The 15,435-nt window shown below is 73.7% G+C and carries 12 protein-coding genes; 10 read left to right on the top strand and 2 right to left on the bottom strand.

Features of this window, described 5'->3' with window-relative positions:
- Positions 1-120: 120 nt before the first annotated feature.
- From K7472_RS22860 to K7472_RS22850, 3 genes are all read left to right on the top strand, one after another.
- Complete coding sequence (locus K7472_RS22860; RefSeq protein WP_222980394.1) at positions 121-2,124, top strand: DUF5107 domain-containing protein; 2,004 nt, start codon at positions 121-123, stop codon at positions 2,122-2,124.
- A 355-nt stretch (positions 2,125-2,479) separates the two neighbouring features.
- Positions 2,480-5,791 (top strand): GH92 family glycosyl hydrolase, encoded by a 3,312-nt coding sequence (locus K7472_RS22855; RefSeq protein WP_308014039.1) that lies wholly within the window; start codon positions 2,480-2,482, stop codon positions 5,789-5,791.
- Between the two features lie 254 nt (positions 5,792-6,045).
- Entirely contained in the window at positions 6,046-6,834 is a 789-nt protein-coding gene (locus K7472_RS22850; protein WP_222980392.1) for an SGNH/GDSL hydrolase family protein, read from the top strand.
- Positions 6,835-6,859: 25 nt separating this feature from the next.
- On the opposite strand, the gene K7472_RS22845 is transcribed toward K7472_RS22850, so the two are convergent.
- Positions 6,860-7,879, bottom strand: a complete 1,020-nt coding sequence (locus K7472_RS22845) for a ketopantoate reductase family protein (protein WP_222980391.1) — start codon at positions 7,877-7,879, stop codon at positions 6,860-6,862.
- Between the two features lie 219 nt (positions 7,880-8,098).
- Between K7472_RS22845 and K7472_RS22840 the strand changes: the two genes are divergently transcribed.
- Positions 8,099-8,518 carry an SseB family protein gene (locus K7472_RS22840; protein WP_222980390.1) on the top strand — a complete coding sequence of 140 codons (420 nt, stop codon included), beginning with the start codon at positions 8,099-8,101 and terminating at the stop codon, positions 8,516-8,518.
- A 107-nt stretch (positions 8,519-8,625) separates the two neighbouring features.
- Here the strand turns inward: K7472_RS22840 and K7472_RS22835 are convergent, their stop codons facing one another.
- Positions 8,626-9,003, bottom strand: coding sequence for a DUF2795 domain-containing protein (locus tag K7472_RS22835; protein WP_222980389.1), 378 nt, complete (start codon positions 9,001-9,003; stop codon positions 8,626-8,628).
- Between the two features lie 113 nt (positions 9,004-9,116).
- Between K7472_RS22835 and K7472_RS22830 the strand changes: the two genes are divergently transcribed.
- From K7472_RS22830 to efeB, 6 genes are all read left to right on the top strand, one after another.
- Positions 9,117-9,656, top strand: coding sequence for a GNAT family N-acetyltransferase (locus K7472_RS22830; protein WP_222980388.1), 540 nt, complete (start codon positions 9,117-9,119; stop codon positions 9,654-9,656).
- 113 nt (positions 9,657-9,769) lie between these two features.
- On the top strand, positions 9,770-10,018 hold the full coding sequence (locus K7472_RS22825; protein ID WP_109453589.1) for a DUF6158 family protein: 249 nt from the start codon (positions 9,770-9,772) through the stop codon (positions 10,016-10,018).
- A 285-nt stretch (positions 10,019-10,303) separates the two neighbouring features.
- Positions 10,304-11,491, top strand: coding sequence for an aminotransferase class I/II-fold pyridoxal phosphate-dependent enzyme (locus tag K7472_RS22820; RefSeq protein WP_222980387.1), 1,188 nt, complete (start codon positions 10,304-10,306; stop codon positions 11,489-11,491).
- Between the two features lie 173 nt (positions 11,492-11,664).
- Positions 11,665-12,765, top strand: coding sequence for an MBL fold metallo-hydrolase (locus K7472_RS22815; protein WP_222980386.1), 1,101 nt, complete (start codon positions 11,665-11,667; stop codon positions 12,763-12,765).
- A gap of 176 nt (positions 12,766-12,941) precedes the next feature.
- Positions 12,942-14,150, top strand: a complete 1,209-nt coding sequence (locus tag K7472_RS22810; protein WP_308014038.1) for an EfeM/EfeO family lipoprotein — start codon at positions 12,942-12,944, stop codon at positions 14,148-14,150.
- Positions 14,147-15,376: an iron uptake transporter deferrochelatase/peroxidase subunit gene (gene efeB / locus K7472_RS22805; RefSeq protein WP_222980385.1), complete on the top strand. Its 1,230-nt coding sequence runs from the start codon at positions 14,147-14,149 to the stop codon at positions 15,374-15,376. The genes K7472_RS22810 and efeB overlap by 4 nt, the downstream gene beginning before the upstream one ends.
- The last annotated feature ends 59 nt before the right edge of the window (positions 15,377-15,435 follow it).

Below are 15,435 nucleotides of genomic sequence, written 5' to 3'. Positions count from 1 at the left end.
GCGTCAAGGACTCGGCGGGTGTGTGGAAAGCGCTGGTCACCGTGGCGGGCGCGGGGGTTCGATGGAGGGTGCGCCGCCGCGGGCGGAAGGGCGGCGCACCCGCCAGAGAGAGGGGCAGCCTTGGCCACCACCGTGCGACGCACGCGCATCACCCTCCCCGCCGCTCCCATCGGGCCGGAGAACCCGCTGCCCGCGCTGCTCGCCCCCGACGACGTGTCAGGACCGGACGGGCCGGGCGCGAGCGGCGACCGGACGACGCCGCACGACCCGGACGCGCCGCGCACGCTGCTGCCGGTACGCCGCCTCGACGCGTACGGGCGGCGCAGGGTGGCCACCGAGTTCGACGCCCTGGTGGTCGAGAACGACCGGCTGCGCGTCACCGTGCTGCCCGCTCTCGGCGGACGCGTCCACTCCCTGCTTCACAAGCCCAGCGGCCGCGAACTGCTCCACCGCAACCCGGTCGTGCAGCCCGCCGACTTCGGCCTGGCCGGTGCCTGGTGCTCCGGCGGCATCGAGTGGAACAGCGGCGCCACCGGTCACACCACGCTGACCTGCGCCCCCGTCCACGCCGCCCGGGTCCCGGCGCCGGACGGCGGCGAGATGCTGCGGCTGTGGGAGTGGGAACGGCTGCGCGACCTGCCGTTCCAGGTGGACCTGTGGCTGCCGGACGGCTCCGACTTCCTGTACGTCGGCGTCCGCGTGCGCAATCCGCACCAGCACACCGTGCCCGCCTACTGGTGGTCCAACGCCGCCGTGCCCGAGACCGAGGGGCTGCGCGTGCTGGCCCCGGCCGACCACGCCCTGCGGTGCGGCGACCACCACGGCACCCGCCGCGTCGATCTGCCGCGCGACGGGGGCACCGACATCACGTACCCCACGCGCTCGCTCCACGCCGCCGACTGCTTCTACGACGTCCCCGCCGCCGCCCGCCCCTGGATCGCCGCCCTCGACGCCGACGGGCGCGGCCTCGTCCAGACGTCCACCGCGGCACTGCGCGGACGCAAGCTGTTCGTGTGGGGCACCGGACCCGGCGGACGGCGCTGGCAGGAGTGGCTGACCGAGCCCGGCACCGGCGGCTACGCGGAGATCCAGGCGGGCCTGGCCCCGACACAGCGCGAGTACGTCCACCTGGAGGGCGGCGCCGAACTGTCCTGGCTGGAGGCGTACGGCCCGCTGGCCGCCGACCCGGCCGCGGTGCACGGCACCGACTGGACGGCGGCGCGCGCGGCGGCCGGGGACGCGCTGGAGGCCGCGCTGCCGGGCGCCGAGGTGGACGCCGCGCACGCGGCCTGGCTGCCGCAGGCGGACGTCGAGCCCAAGGAGGTCCTGGCCACCGGATCCGGCTGGGGCGCGCTGGAAGTGCTGCACGACGGCTTCGAGCTGCCCGGCACGCCGTTCGAGACGGCCCTGCTGGGCGAGGAACAGCGGCCGTGGGAACGGCTGCTGCACACCGGCACCTTCCCGGAATCTTCGCCGGGGCGGCCCGCCGCGCCCGGCCCCACCCTCGTCGCCCCGCACTGGCGCGAGCTGCTGGAGGCGGCCGAGGCCGGACCGCTGACCGAGTACCACCTCGGCGTCGCCCAGTGGCACGCGGGCGACCGCGCCCAGGCGGTGCGCAGCTGGGAGCGGTCGCTGCGGCACGCCGAGACGTGGTGGACGCTGCGCTGCCTGGCCGTGGCGGACGCCGAGGCCGGTCACGCGCACCGCGCCGCCGACCGCCACGCCGCCGCGTTCCGGCTCGCGGCCGAGGCGGGCGACCGGGCGGGCGCCGCGCTGGCCCGGGAAGCGGTGCCCGCGCTGCTCGCCGCGGGCCGGGCCGACGAGGCGCAGCGGGTGCTGGAGGCGCTGCGGCCCGCCGACCGGGAGCGTGGCCGGATGCGGTTGCTCGCGGCCCGGGTGCTGCTGGCGCTGGGGCGGGCCCGTGACGCGCGGGCGGTGTTCGACGAGGGGTTCGAGGTGGAGGACCTGCGGGAGGGCGAGGAGTCGTTGCACGAGACGTGGGACGCGATAGCCCTGGCCCTGGTGGCGGACGGCGGCCCGGTGACCGGGTCGGTGCGCGAGCGGGCCCGCCGGGAGCATCCGCTGCCCGCGACGTACGACTTCAGGATGCGTCCGGCCACCTGAGCGGCCCCGGCAGGAACGCGGCGACCGCCGGACCCGTGCCAAACGCCCGGGCCCATCGCGAGGTTACGGGTCCGGCGGGACGGGTCACCCCTGAGGGGCATGGGGCGGGCCTGGGTGGCGGGGTGGCGTGTTGCGGGTGTTGACATGGCGTCAAGCGGGCGTTTGACTCTTCCCTCGTACGCACTGGCAACGTTGTCAGGCCATCAGATAATAAGACAACGTTGTCGGTCGTGCTGTGCGGCGACGCACACCCCGCACGTCATCCGTGAAGTCTCAACACCCGCCGTGGAGGCACGTGATGGCAAGACAACGGCGCAGTCTCGCGCCAATCTTCCGCAACCGGTTCCGCAGACGCGTGGCCGTCCTGTCCGTGCTGGGCATGGCGGTACTGCCGCTCCAGGCGCTCGGCGCCGCGGGCGCGTCCGCGGCCACCGCGTTCGTCAACGACCCCGCCTCACTGGTCAATCCGCTCATCGGGACCTCCGGCGCGGTGGACACCTTCCCCGGCCCCGACATGCCCTTCGGCATGCTCCAGTGGGGCCCCGACACCACACCGGACCGCGCGTACGGCGGCGGTTACGAGTACAAGGACAGCAAGCTCTCCGGCTTCAGCCTCACCCACCTGTCCGGGCCCGGGTGCAGCGCGGGCGGCGACGTCCCGCTCCTGCCCTGGACGGGCGTCCTGACCGGCGACCTGGGCAGCACCTCCGTCGGCTTCAGCCACGACGACGAGCAGACCGGCATCGGCTACTACGGCGTCACCGACTCCTCCGGCACCACCACGGAGTTGACGACGACCACCCGCGCCGGGCTCGGCCGCTTCACCTTCCCCTCCGGCAGCGACGCCAACCTGCTGCTCAAGCTCAGCGGCGGCGCCACGCAGATCGACGGCACCCGCGCCCAGGTGGTCAACGACCACGAGGTGATCGGCGCGGTCGACAGCGGCCACTTCTGCGGCGCCGACAACACCTACACGCTCCACTTCGACATCAAGTTCAACCAGCCCATCACCGCCAGCGGCACCTGGACCGGCAGCACGATCAACCAGAACGCCAAGTCGCTGCAACTCGGCCGCCCGCAGCAGCAGTTGCGCACCCGCCCGGCCGCGCCGCACCAGGAGAAGCACTTCACCGTGCCCTCCCAGCCGTCGCCCACCGTGCACGGCGAGAGCCAGGGCAAGGGCGAGAACCGCGACGCCGCCTCCGGCCCGCCGGTCACCGGCGCCAACGGGATGTACCTGACGTTCGGCGGCGACTCGGGCAAGACCGTCACCGCCGCGGTCGGCATCTCGTACACCTCCGACGCGAACGCCAAGCTCAACCTCTCCAAGGAGGTCAGGGGGTTCGACTTCGACGCGATGCGGCAGGCCAACCACGACGCGTGGAACAAGCTCTTCGACCGCGTCCGGGTCGGCGGCGGCAGCCACGACCAGCAGGTGCAGTTCTACACCGCCCTGTACCACGCACTGCTGCACCCCAACGTGTTCTCGGACGAGAACGGTCAGTACATGGGGATGGACGACCAGATCCACAAACTGACCAAGGGTCAGCACGCCCAGTACGCCAACTACTCCGGCTGGGACACCTACCGCTCGCAGACCCAGCTGATGGCCACCGTCGACCCCTCCGTCGCCGGTGACGTCGTCACCTCGATGGTCAACGGCTACGACCAGACCGGCCAGTTGCCCAAGTGGGCGCAGAACAACGGCGAGAGCTACGTGATGGTCGGCGACCCGGCCGACGGCATCATCGCCGACGCCTACGCCTTCGGGGCGCGGAACTTCAACGCCTCGCACGCGCTGGACGCGATGGTCCACGAGGCCACCAAGGCGAGCAACATCCGCCCCGGTGAGTCGGTGCGCGACGCCAAGGGCTACCTGCCCATCGACGCCACCTACGGATGCTGCAACTTCTACGGCCCGGTCTCCACGCAACTGGAGTACGACTCGGCCGACTACGCCATCGCCTCGCTCGCCGACTCGCTGGGCAAGAAGAGCGTCTACGACCAGTTCGCCACCCGTGCGCAGGACTGGGAGAACGTCTTCAACCCGCAGACCGGCTACCTGCAGGCCAAGGACTCCGACGGCGAGTTCGCGGCCGGCTTCACCCCCGGCACCTCCAACGGCTTCGTGGAGGGCACCTCGGCGCAGTACACCCCGATGGTGCCGTTCAACCTCAAGTCGCTGATCGCCGCACGCGGCGGCACGCAGGCGTACTCCTCGTACCTCGACAGCCTGTTGTCGAACCTGACGGACCCCGGCAGCACCAACGCCAACCTCAGCAACGAGCCCAGCCTGGAGATCCCCTGGGAGTACGACTACCTCGCGCAGCCGTGGAAGACCCAGGAGGTCGTCCGGGAGGCGCAGCAGGAGCTGTACTTCAACGCACCCGTGGGCTCGTTCGGCAACGACGACCTCGGCGCGATGAGCTCCTGGTACGTCTGGTCGGAGCTGGGCATGTACCCGGAGACCCCGGGCACCGACACCCTGGCGCTGGGCAGCCCCGCCTTCCCCGCCGCGCAGGTCACCCTGGGCAACGGCCACACCCTGCGGATCAACGCCCCGCAGGCGGCGCCCGGCGCGCCCTACGTGCAGGCGATGTCGGTCAACGGCAAGGCGTGGAACGACTCGTGGCTGACCTACTCCCAGCTGGAGGGCTCCGGCTCGCGGGCCAGGGGCACCACCACGCTCGACTACACCCTCGGCACGCAGCCCGACACCTCCTGGGCCGCCTCGCCGTCCTCCGTGCCGCCGTCCGACACCACGGGCCAGCACGGTGTGTTCGCCTCCGCGGGCCCCTCGGGCGCCGGCCTGGTGATCGCCCCGGACACCACCGGCACCGCCACGCTGACGCTGGCGAACATCGGTGACAGCCCGGTCACCGTCAAGTGGTCGGCGCAGACGCCCTCCGGCATCACCGTGCCGGACGCCACCGGCTCGCTGACCGTACCGGCCGACGGCAAGGCGCAGCAGCAGGTGCAGGTGGCCGCGGGCGGCACCGAGGGTGTCTACCCGTTGACCTTCGCCCTGACCTCCTCCACCGGTGCCGACCTGGGCAACGCGGTACTGCGGGTGTCGGTGGCGCAGCCGACCGAGCTGTGGCCGTACTACACCGGCCAGGGCGTGTACGCGGACGGCACCACGTTCAGCGGCGGCTTCGACGGCGGGGGCTGGGCGTACAGCGCCAACGCGCTCGCCACGCAAGGCGTGAGCCCGGGCGCGAAGGTCACGGTGGACGGCATCACGTACACCTGGCCCGCCTCCGGTCACGGCGGCCTGGACAACATCGAGATGGCCGGGCAGACCATCCCGGCGCCGTCCGGCACCTCGGGCGGCACGCTGGGTCTGCTGGGCGCGGCCACCAACGCCGACGCGAGCGGTGCCACCGGCACGCTGACCGTCACCTACACCGACGGCAGCACCTCCAAGGCGACGGTCGGGTTCTCCGACTGGACGCTGGGCGCCGGGGCCGACCAGCCGGTCGCGGGGGACACCGTCGCGGTGACCACGCCCTACCGCGACACCCACACCGGCGGGCAGGACGCGGTGAAGACCTACGTCTTCTCCACCGAGGTCCCGCTGACCGCGGGCAAGCAGGTCGCCTCCATCACGCTGCCGACGACGACCGGCGGCACGGCGCACCTGTTCGCCTTCGGCTTCGGTAGCTGACACACCGTCCGATCGCCCTGAACGGCGGCCGGTTCGCGGGCTTCGGTCCGTGGGCCGGCCGCCGTTGTCTGTGGGACTCCGGTGAAAAGAGTGTCCGACGCGTACACGACAAGTAAACAGTTAGCCATTTCAGGCGAATCCTGTTGCACGGCTCTATACCGGGTTACCGGTATGCGCTTACCTCTGCGTAGCGCTCGCGACTACCCGCGAGTAGCAGCCCCCCAGCTCTTCCGCACACCCCACGTGGAGGAACCGTGCGCAGATCCGCCCTGCTCGCCGCCGCCGTCTCCCTCGCGGCAGGCGCCGCGATCACCCTCGGCGGCGCCCCCGCCCAGGCGAGCGGCGTCAACTACGTCGCCCTCGGCGACTCGTACTCCGCCGGAGTCGGGTCGACCAGCGACTACCTCAACAGCTGCGACCAGAGCACCGCCGCCTACCCGTACCTCTACAGCAAGGCGGCCGGCGTCAGCTCCTTCAGCTTCGAGGCCTGCACCGGGGCCACCGCGCCCGACATCGAGAGCAGCCAGATGGGCCCGCTCAACTCCGGCACCACCCTGGTCAGCCTCACCGACGGCGGCAATGACGTCGGCTTCTCCGACGTCATGGAGACCTGCGTGCTGGACTCCACCAGCACCTGTCAGAGCGCGGTCGCGGGCGCCGAGAACGAGGCGAAGACCCAACTGCCCGCGATCCTGGACACGTTGTACTCCGACATCCGCTCCAAGGCGCCCAACGCCCACGTCGTGGTGATCGGCTACCCGGAGTTCTACGACCTGTCCAAGACCAGCTGCGTCGGTCTGAGCCAGGCCGACCACACCGCCCTCGACCAGGGCTCCGACACGCTCGACAGCGTGATCGCGGCGGAGGTCGCCAAGTACTCCAACTTCACCTTCGAGGACGTGCGCGGCGCCTTCTCCGGCCACGAACTGTGCGACTCCTCCGAGTGGCTGCACTCGGTGACCTGGCCGATCTCCGACTCCTACCACCCCACGGCCTCCGGCCAGTCCGGCGCCTACCTGCCGGTCTTCGAGTCGGGCGTGTGATCGCGGCCGGTGCGCGTGACGGCGGTCAGGCGCCCGGCAACCGCCCCACCAGCTCCATGAGTTGACCCGGCGTCAGCTCACCCGGCCGACGGCGTTCCCTCGCGAAGTCGCCGGCCACTCGCTGCAACACCTCGTTGACGGGCGTGCGCACGCCATGCGCGCGCCCGAGCAGCACCACCTCACCGTTGAGGTGGTCCGCCTCGATCGACCCCGTGCCGCGCGTCAGGCTCTGCCACGACGAACCGCCCTGCCGGCGCACCCCGTCGATCTCCCGCACGGTCACCAGGTCGCCGCGCACCCGCTGCTGCTCCGCCGCGTCCACGTACGCGATGCCCGCCGCGTCCAGCGCCCGCGCCCCCTCCTCGCGCGCCCGCCCCAGCAGCTCCTGGGCCACCGGATCGTCCGACACGCCGCAGATCGCCTGCAGGGCGTTGCCGAGGTTGCCCAGCAGTTTGGCGTACTTCCACGGCATCACGTCCGGGGGCAGCGGCACGCCGAAGCCCGCGCCCTCCAGGTCGGCGGCGATCCGGTCGGCGAGCGGGTCCGACGCGCCGGGCTGCGGCGCGGGGAAGCGGCCCACGTGCAGCATCCCGGTCAGCGGCCCGGCCGACGCCACGACCACGCCCGGCTCCAGGAACGTCGCCGGAAGCCAGACGCACACCCCGTAGACGGTACGGAAGCGGCGCAGCGCCAGCCGCTCGTTCTCCACGCCGTTCTGCGCGCACAGCACCGGAAGCCGGGACGCCGCCGTGCCGCCGCCCTCGACCGGACAGGCCGCCCAGGCGTCCAGCGCCGCCACGCTGTCCTGCGTCTTGACCGCCAGCACCAGCACGTCGTCCGGCCGCAACGCGACCGCCCCGGGGCCGTCCGCCGCGGGCACCGGCAGCGTCGCCGCGAAGTCGGGCGTCGTCAGCCGCAGGCCGCCCTCGCGCAGCGCCTCGTAGTGCGCGCCGCGGGCGACCAGCACCGCCTCGTGGCCCGCGGCGAACAGCCGCCCGCCGATGGTCGCGCCGACCGCGCCGGCGCCGATGATCACGTAACGCATGGGGGGCAGACTTTCACGCCGGTGCGGCCCGCCGCGAGGGGGCGGTGGCCGAGGGGCCCGCGGGCGCGGCGCCCCGCACGTCGAGCTTTACGCACGTCAAGCTTTACACGGCAGGTGGCATGAGCCGCGCTCGTCCGGGTACGCGGCGGGTTCGACCGTCACGGCGGACGGCGCCCCGCGTCACCGTCGGACCAACCCGCGACGAAGGGTACGGACACCATGACCGAGAACACGCCGGGCGCGCAGGGCGACCCCGCCGTCGTCCAGCAGGCGCTGCACCAGCTCGCCTCCGACCGCGACGACGTCGTGGCCCTCGGCACGCTCGCCGCCAGCGACGTGCTGCTGCCGGTCCCCGACGACCTGCCGGGGCCCGAGGGCGACGGTGAGCCCGGCAGCATCCACCTTCCCGTCTACGAGCAGAGCGACGGCGTCCGCCTGGTCCCGGTGTTCACCTCCGAGGACCGGCTGACCCAGGCCCTGCCGCAGATCCACAGCTACCGCACGGTGCGGCTGTCGCTGCTGGGCCAGGGCTGGCCCGCCGACGACCTGTCGCTGTCCATCGACGCCGGGACGCCGGACACCCTCACCGTGCAGGGCCAGGGCGTGCGCGCCCTCGCCTCCCTCGCCGGAGGCGCCTGAGGGGACCGCGGCCTCCCCGACGCCCGGCGTGAGAGCGGGCCCCCGCGATCGCGGGGGCCCGCTCTCGTCGTACGGCCGCCGCCCTCGTGGGGACGACGGCCGGACGCCTACCGTCCGGACAGGCCGGTCAGCGCCTCCGCGACCTCGCCGACGTTGCGGTACGTCGTCCCGTCGGGCAGGTCGCGCAGCCGGTCGGTGAGCGGATCCGGGGCGTGCTCCGCCGCCATCCGCCGCACGAGCACCCGCCGCTTGGCCGGGAACGCGCCGCGCCCCAGATAGCGGGCCAGCTCGAACCGCAGCTCCACCGGTCCCGAGGTGCCCGGCGTCACCGGTCCCGAGGCCACCTGGGGGTCGTCGTCAGCGGCGGGCTCGGGGTCGTGCCACTCCTCGGACCGTGTCGGGTGTCCGGAGCGGATCAGCCCCTGGAGCTCGTGCTTCATCTCCTCGTCCTTGTGGACGCTCAGCCGGTCGCTGCCTCGCTGCATGGCGGGCTCCTCCCGCGTCGCTTGCACTGGTCCCCTGGCCCTGCCCGGAATGCGGCGAATCATTCACGGAAAACCGCGCGCCACGTGCCGCGCGCCGCTCATAGGATCACCGGATGCCCGACGACTACCTGATCAGCGGTGAGCGCGTCGCCCTGCGCCACCTGACGCGCGCCGACCGCGGCGCGTACACCCGCAAGGCCCGCGAGAACGCCGGGCTCCACCAGCCGTGGCTCTTCCCGCCCCGCACCGAGGCCGCCTTCGAGGCCTACCTGGAGCGGCTGGACGAGCCGTCCCGCGAGGGCTTCGCGATCTGCCTCGCCGACACCGGCGAACTGGCCGGCTACGTCACCGTCAACAACATCGTGCGCGGCGCCTTCCAGTGCGGCGCCATCGGCTACGGGGCCTTCCTGAGCGGCCGCGGCCTGGTCACCGAAGGCGTCGGGCTGCTGCTGCGGTACGCCTTCGGCCCGGCGATGGGCCTGCACCGGCTGGAGATCAACGTCCAGCCCGGCAACACCGCGTCCATCGCGCTCGCCGAGCGCCTCGGCTTCCGCCTGGAGGGCGTCTCCCCGGACTTCCTGTTCATCGACGGCGCCTGGCGGGACCACGAACGCTGGGCGATCACGGCCGAGATGACGCGGTCCGCCGACTGACCGCGCGACGGGCGGGTGCGGTCCCGGGGGCGGGTGGGGATACTGGTCGGGTACGGGGACGGCCGCGACACGTCCCCGCGGCCCTCGCGGACCGATCCGGAAGGAACGCGCCCATGGCCGAGTACGACAACGGTGTGGCTCCCGAGCAACTCGACGACCGGCTGCTGCTGCGGGAGCTGGAGGCCATCCACCGCACCCGGCACGAGACGCTGCTGTACGCCTCCGACGAGGCCCTGCGCACCCACAGCTCGCGCATGGCCGCACTGGAGGCGGAGTACCTGCGCCGCCATCCCGACCGGCGCCCCGCCGCAGGCCGCACCCGGGCCGGCGCCCGGGCCCGCGCGGGGGAGGAGATGGTCTGAGGCCCGTCACCGGCGCCCGCGCGGCCGCAGGGCCGGCGTGGTGGAGGGCCTGGCGGGGCCGCAGGGCCACCGTGGTGGAGGGCCTGGCGGGGCCGAAGGGCCGGCATCGCCGGAGGACTGGCGAGGCTTGAGGTCTGCCGTGGTGGAGGGGCGGCGTCGCCGGAGGACCGGCCGCCCGAAGGCCCGGCCGGACCGGTCGCCGTGCCGGTGTGATCTTCGGCGCGCACCGGGGTACGTAGCGCACGAGCCCATCTCGTACCTGCTCGTACCTGCCGGAGGCGACGCATGCAGCGGACCGCGGGCGGTCGTCCCGACGTGACCACCGATGCCGGGCTGCCGGTCGCGCCGGAGACGGCCGAGCGCCTCGCGCTGTCCGCCGACGCCCCGCCCCAGCCGCCCGGCGGCAACCGCGTGGTGCGGGCCGCGGCGGCGGGGCACTGGGAGCGCCGGGGTCTGGCCACGGCCGCGGAGCAGGTGCTGATGGCACCGGGTCCCGCGCCGCTGCTGCTCGCCCTGCTCGCGGTGACCGGCGGCGACCTCGTCCTGACCCGCCCGACCGCCGCCTGGTACGCGCCGCAGGCCGAACTGCTCGGGCGCCGGGTGCACCGCGTCGCGGCCCCGGCCGAGTGCGGCGGCGTGCCCGATCCGGTCGCGCTGCTCGAAGCGGTGCGCCGGGCCCGCGCGGACGGCTCGCCCGGTCCCCGGGTGCTGGTGCTGAGCGTCGCCGACGACCCCACCGGCACCGTCGCCCCGCCCGAGCTGGTGCACGAGGTCTGCGAGGCCGCCGCCGAGTCCGACCTGCTGATCGTCTCCGACGAGACCTTCCGCGACGTGCTGCACGCCCCGCTGACCGTGGTGCTCAGCCCCGCCGAGTCGCTGCCGGGGCGGACCGTCGTGGTGACCGACCTGGCCGCCGGCGCCCTGCCGTCCGGCTGGCCCGCGGCCGTCGCGCGCTTCCCGGCGGACGGCCCGGTCGCCGACCTGCGCGCTCCGGTGTGCGACGCCCTCGCCCGGCTCGGCGCCACGACCGCGACCCCGGTCGCCGAGGCGGCCGCGCTCGCCCTCACCGAACCCGGCCCCTTGCGGCTGCGGCGCACCGCCGCCAACCGGCTGCACGCGGCCGTCGCCCGCGCGGCCCACGCCGCCCTGCTGGAGGCCGGCGCGTTGTGCCTGCCGCCCGCCTGCGGGTTCCATCTCTACGCCGACTTCACGCCGTTGCGCCCCGCGCTCGCCGCGCACCGGATCACCGGGCCGGACGAGCTGGCCCGCCTGCTGCCCGGCGCCTCACCCGGCCACCGCTTCGGGGACGAGCCGCGGGCGCCCCGGGTGCGGATCGCGATGCCGGTGTTGTACGGCGACAGCCCTGAGCAACGCGAGGCCGCGCTGGCGTCCGCCGATCCGCTGCGCGTGCCACATGTCGCCTCGGCGTTGGCCGCGCTCGGCAGAGCCTTCACCGAACTGACGGACGCCTGAACTACCGTCATGACGCCTGAACTACCGTCATACGGTCCGTCCGCACGGCGCCACCCGCGCCGCGCCCCCACCGCACCCCACGTCCGCCACCGCACCCCCGTCTCCCACCGCACGCCCGACCACAGCCCCGACCACAGCGAGGCCGCCCGGTTCCCCCACCGATTGGAGTCCCGATGACGGATCAGACCGACCGGACGGATCACCCGGACCGCGTGCCCGCCGCCGGCGATCGCCTGCTCGCCGGGACACGCCCCGCCGACGAGACGGGCCCCGCCGACGAGACGCGACCCGCCGACGTGACCCGCCCGCTCGGGGAGACGCGCACCTGGCCGCGTTCCTTCGCCGACCGCATGACCGCCCCGCTGCCGGGCTTCGCGGCGATGGTCCGGGCGGGCTGGTCCGGCGGCCTGCGCCCGCGCCGCGCCGACGTCGTCGCGGACCTGCCCGCGCTGCCCGTCGCCCCGGGACCGCTGCCCGAGGTGGACGCCGACACGATCGCGGTCACCTGGGCCGGGCACGCCAGTTGGGTGGTGCGCGTCGGCGGCCTGACCGTGCTGACCGACCCGGTGTGGTCCCGGCGCATCCTCGCGACCCCGCCGCGCGTCACACCGGTCGGGGTGCGCTGGCAGGACCTGCCGCCGGTCGACGCGGTGGTCATCAGCCACAACCACTACGACCACCTCGACCTGCCGACGCTGCGCCGACTGCCGCGCCGCACCCCGCTGTTCGTGCCGGCCGGGCTCGCTGCCTGGTGCCGCCGCCGGGGCTTCACCCGGGTCACCGAACTCGACTGGTGGGAGGGGGCCGAACTCGGCGGCGTGCGCTTCGACTTCGTGCCCGCGCACCACTGGAGCAAGCGCACCTTGTCCGACACCTGCCGCAGCCTGTGGGGCGGCTGGGTGCTCACCGACCGCGGCGGGCGGCGGGTCTACTTCGCCGGGGACACCGGCTACGGCCACTGGTTCACCGAGATCGGCCGCCGCCTCCCCGGCATCGACATCGCGCTGATGCCGATCGGCGCGTACGCCCCCCGGGCGCTGCTGCGGCCCGTGCACACCGACCCGGAGGAGGCCGTGCGCGCCACCCTCGACCTCGGCGCCCGGATCATGGCGCCGATGCACTGGGGCACGTTCCTGCTCTCCTGCGAGCCGCCGTTGCAGCCGCTGCTGCGCGTCCGGCAGGCGTGGGCCGCCACCGGCCGCCGCCGCGCCGACCTGTGGGACCTGGCCGTCGGAGCCTCCCGCGTTCTGGAGGACGGGTCCGGGACGGTGTGACCGGCGGCGCGACGGTCCGGCGACTGCGGTGTGATCCGCGCGCCCCCGGCGCCCCCGAAGTGCCGGGTGGGTGAACTCCCGGGGAATTCGCGGCTCCGTGGCCCGGAAACATGTTCGTGGAGCTTTGGTGAGCCTAAGCTGATCGCCGTCCGCGCCGACCCCTGGGAGAGCCGCCAGTGACCCGCATATCCCGCACCCCCCGGGCACCCCTGACCGCCGCCACCGTGCTGCTCGCGGTCGGTGTCCTCGGCGGGGTGCTCACCGGTTGCGGGACGGGCCACCGCGCCTCCGCCGCCGCCTCGGCTCCCTCGGACGGCCTGCCGCACACGGCGGTACGCGTCTCGCTCGGCGTCTGCGGCCAGGGCTGGACCCGTCCGCACGCGGGGCAGCAGGTCTTCGACGTCACCAACGCCTCCGACGGGCCGACCGAGGTGGACATCGTCGACCCGAAGTCCGGCGCGGTCTACGGCGAGATCGAGGGCCTGGCGCCGAACACCACCCGCACCCTGGACGTGACGCTCGGCGGCGGCTCCTACGCGTTCAAGTGCCTGCCCGACGACGCCGACGCGATGACCGGACCGACCGTGCACGTCCCCGGGCACGCCGCCGCGGGCCCGGCCGCCGCGGCCGTCAGCGAGCAGGACCTGATCCCGCCGACCCTCGCGTACCAGAAGTGGATCGGCGGCCGGATGAGCCAACTCGCCCAAGATGTCGGCACGTTGAAGGACGACATCGACGGCGGCGACCTCGGCCCGGCGCGCTCCGACTGGCTCACCGCGCACCTGGTCTACGAGCGCATGGGCGCCGCGTACGACACCTTCGGCGACGCCGACGGCAAGATCAACGGGACCACGGCGGGCCTGGTCAAGGGCCTGGACGACCCGGACTTCACCGGCTTCCACCGCATCGAGTACGGCCTGTGGCACGGCCAGAGTGCCGACCAGCTCAAGGGACCGGCAGCCCAGTTGGTGAGCGACGTGAACGCGCTGAAGGCGTCCTGGCCGCAGGCGCGGATGGATCCGCTCCAGATGGGACTGCGCGCCCACGAGATCCTGGAGAACGCCGTGCAGTTCGAGCTGACCGGCCGCACCGACTACGGGAGCCACTCCAACCTCGCCACCGCCCGCGCCAACCTCGACGGCACCCGGACCGTCCTCGGCTACATCCGCCCGCTGCTGACCAGCCGCGACCCGGGTCTGCCCGCGCTGGACAAGTCGCTGGACCGGTTGCAGAGCACCCTGGACGGCTTCGACCACGACGGATCGTGGACCCCGCTGAACAGCCTCAGCCGCGACCAGCGCGAGCAGCTGGACTCCGCCGCGGGCGGCGCGGTCGAGCAACTCGCCGACGTGGCGGCCATCTTCGACGTACGGAGGACTTCGTGAGCGGCATCGGACGCCGGTGGTTCCTGCGGGGCGCCGCCGCGGCGGGCATCGGGACGGCGGCCACGGCGAGCGCGGCCGGCGCCTCCGCCGCGTCCCCGTCGCCCGCGGCGGACGACGGACCGCCCCGGGCCGTCCCGTTCCACGGCGTCCACCAGGCGGGCATCGTCACGCCCGCGCAGCGTGCCTCCACGCTGGTCGCGCTCGACGTCACCGCCGACGACCGAGCGGACCTGACCGGCCTGCTGCGCACCATCACCGACCGCGCCCGCTTCCTGACCGCGGGCGGCGCGCCCGCCCCGCTCGGCATCACCGCACCGCCCTCCGACTCCGGCACCCTCGGGCCCGCCGTCCCGGCCGACGGCCTGACGGTGACCGTGGGCGCCGGTGCCTCGCTCTTCGACGACCGCTTCGGGCTCGCCGCGCGCAAGCCAAGCAGGCTGCGGCAGATGGAGTCGTTCCCCAACGACGACCTCGACCCCGACTGGTGCGGCGGCGACCTGAGCCTGCACCTGTGCGCCGACTCCACCGACACCGTGCTGCACGCGCTGCGCGACATCACCCGCGCCACCCGCGGCGCCGCCCAGGTGCGCTGGCGGATGGACGGCTTCGTCAGCCCGCCGCGCCCCAGCGGCACACCGCGCAACCACATGGGGTTCAAGGACGGCACCGCCAACCCGGACATCACCGACGCCCGGGCGATGGACCAGCTGGTGTGGGTCGGCGCGGGCGGCGGCGAGCCCGCGTGGGCGACCGGCGGCAGCTACCAGGTGGTCCGGCTGATCCGGATGCTGGTGGAGTTCTGGGACCGGGTCTCCATCGTCGAGCAGGAGCGGATGTTCGGCCGCGACCGCGACACCGGAGCCCCGCTCGACGGTGACCGCGAGACCGACGTGCCGCAGTACGCCAAGGACCCCAAGGGCGACGTCATCCCGCTCGACAGCCACATCCGGCTGGCCAACCCGCGCACCGCCGCCACCGCCGACCAGCGCATCCTGCGCCGTGCCTACAACTACGACAACGGCATGGACTCCAACGGCAACCTCAACATGGGCCTGGTCTTCCTCTGCTACCAGCAGGACCTGGACCGGCAGTTCACGGCCGTTCAGAAACGACTGCTGGATGAGCCGTTGGTGGACTACATCTCGCCGTTCGGCGGCGGGTACTTCTACGCGCTGCCCGGCGCGCGCGACACTCACGACTGGCTCGGGCGCACGCTATTGACGTGAACTGTTCACCTGGAGATCATCGAGGCTCTTTCCGCCAGGCGCACCGAAGCACGAGCATC

This window comes from Streptantibioticus parmotrematis, from assembly GCF_019890615.1.
Taxonomy (GTDB): Bacteria; Actinomycetota; Actinomycetes; order Streptomycetales; family Streptomycetaceae; genus Streptantibioticus_D; species Streptantibioticus_D parmotrematis.
Note: the sequence above shows the minus strand (reverse complement) of the source record. Positions and strands in the feature narration are given on the sequence as shown.

What these genes read in the sequence shown, in the direction of transcription:
- K7472_RS22840 (WP_222980390.1), top strand. Translation starts at nt 8,099, where the DNA reads ATGACCGAGAACACGCCGGGCGCGCAGGGCGACCCCGCCGTCGTCCAG.
- K7472_RS22820 (WP_222980387.1), top strand. Translation starts at nt 10,304, where the DNA reads ATGCAGCGGACCGCGGGCGGTCGTCCCGACGTGACCACCGATGCCGGG.
- K7472_RS22825 (WP_109453589.1), top strand. Translation starts at nt 9,770, where the DNA reads ATGGCCGAGTACGACAACGGTGTGGCTCCCGAGCAACTCGACGACCGG.
- K7472_RS22815 (WP_222980386.1), top strand. Translation starts at nt 11,665, where the DNA reads ATGACGGATCAGACCGACCGGACGGATCACCCGGACCGCGTGCCCGCC.
- K7472_RS22830 (WP_222980388.1), top strand. Translation starts at nt 9,117, where the DNA reads ATGCCCGACGACTACCTGATCAGCGGTGAGCGCGTCGCCCTGCGCCAC.
- K7472_RS22845 (WP_222980391.1), bottom strand. Translation starts at nt 7,879, where the DNA reads ATGCGTTACGTGATCATCGGCGCCGGCGCGGTCGGCGCGACCATCGGC.
- K7472_RS22835 (WP_222980389.1), bottom strand. Translation starts at nt 9,003, where the DNA reads ATGCAGCGAGGCAGCGACCGGCTGAGCGTCCACAAGGACGAGGAGATG.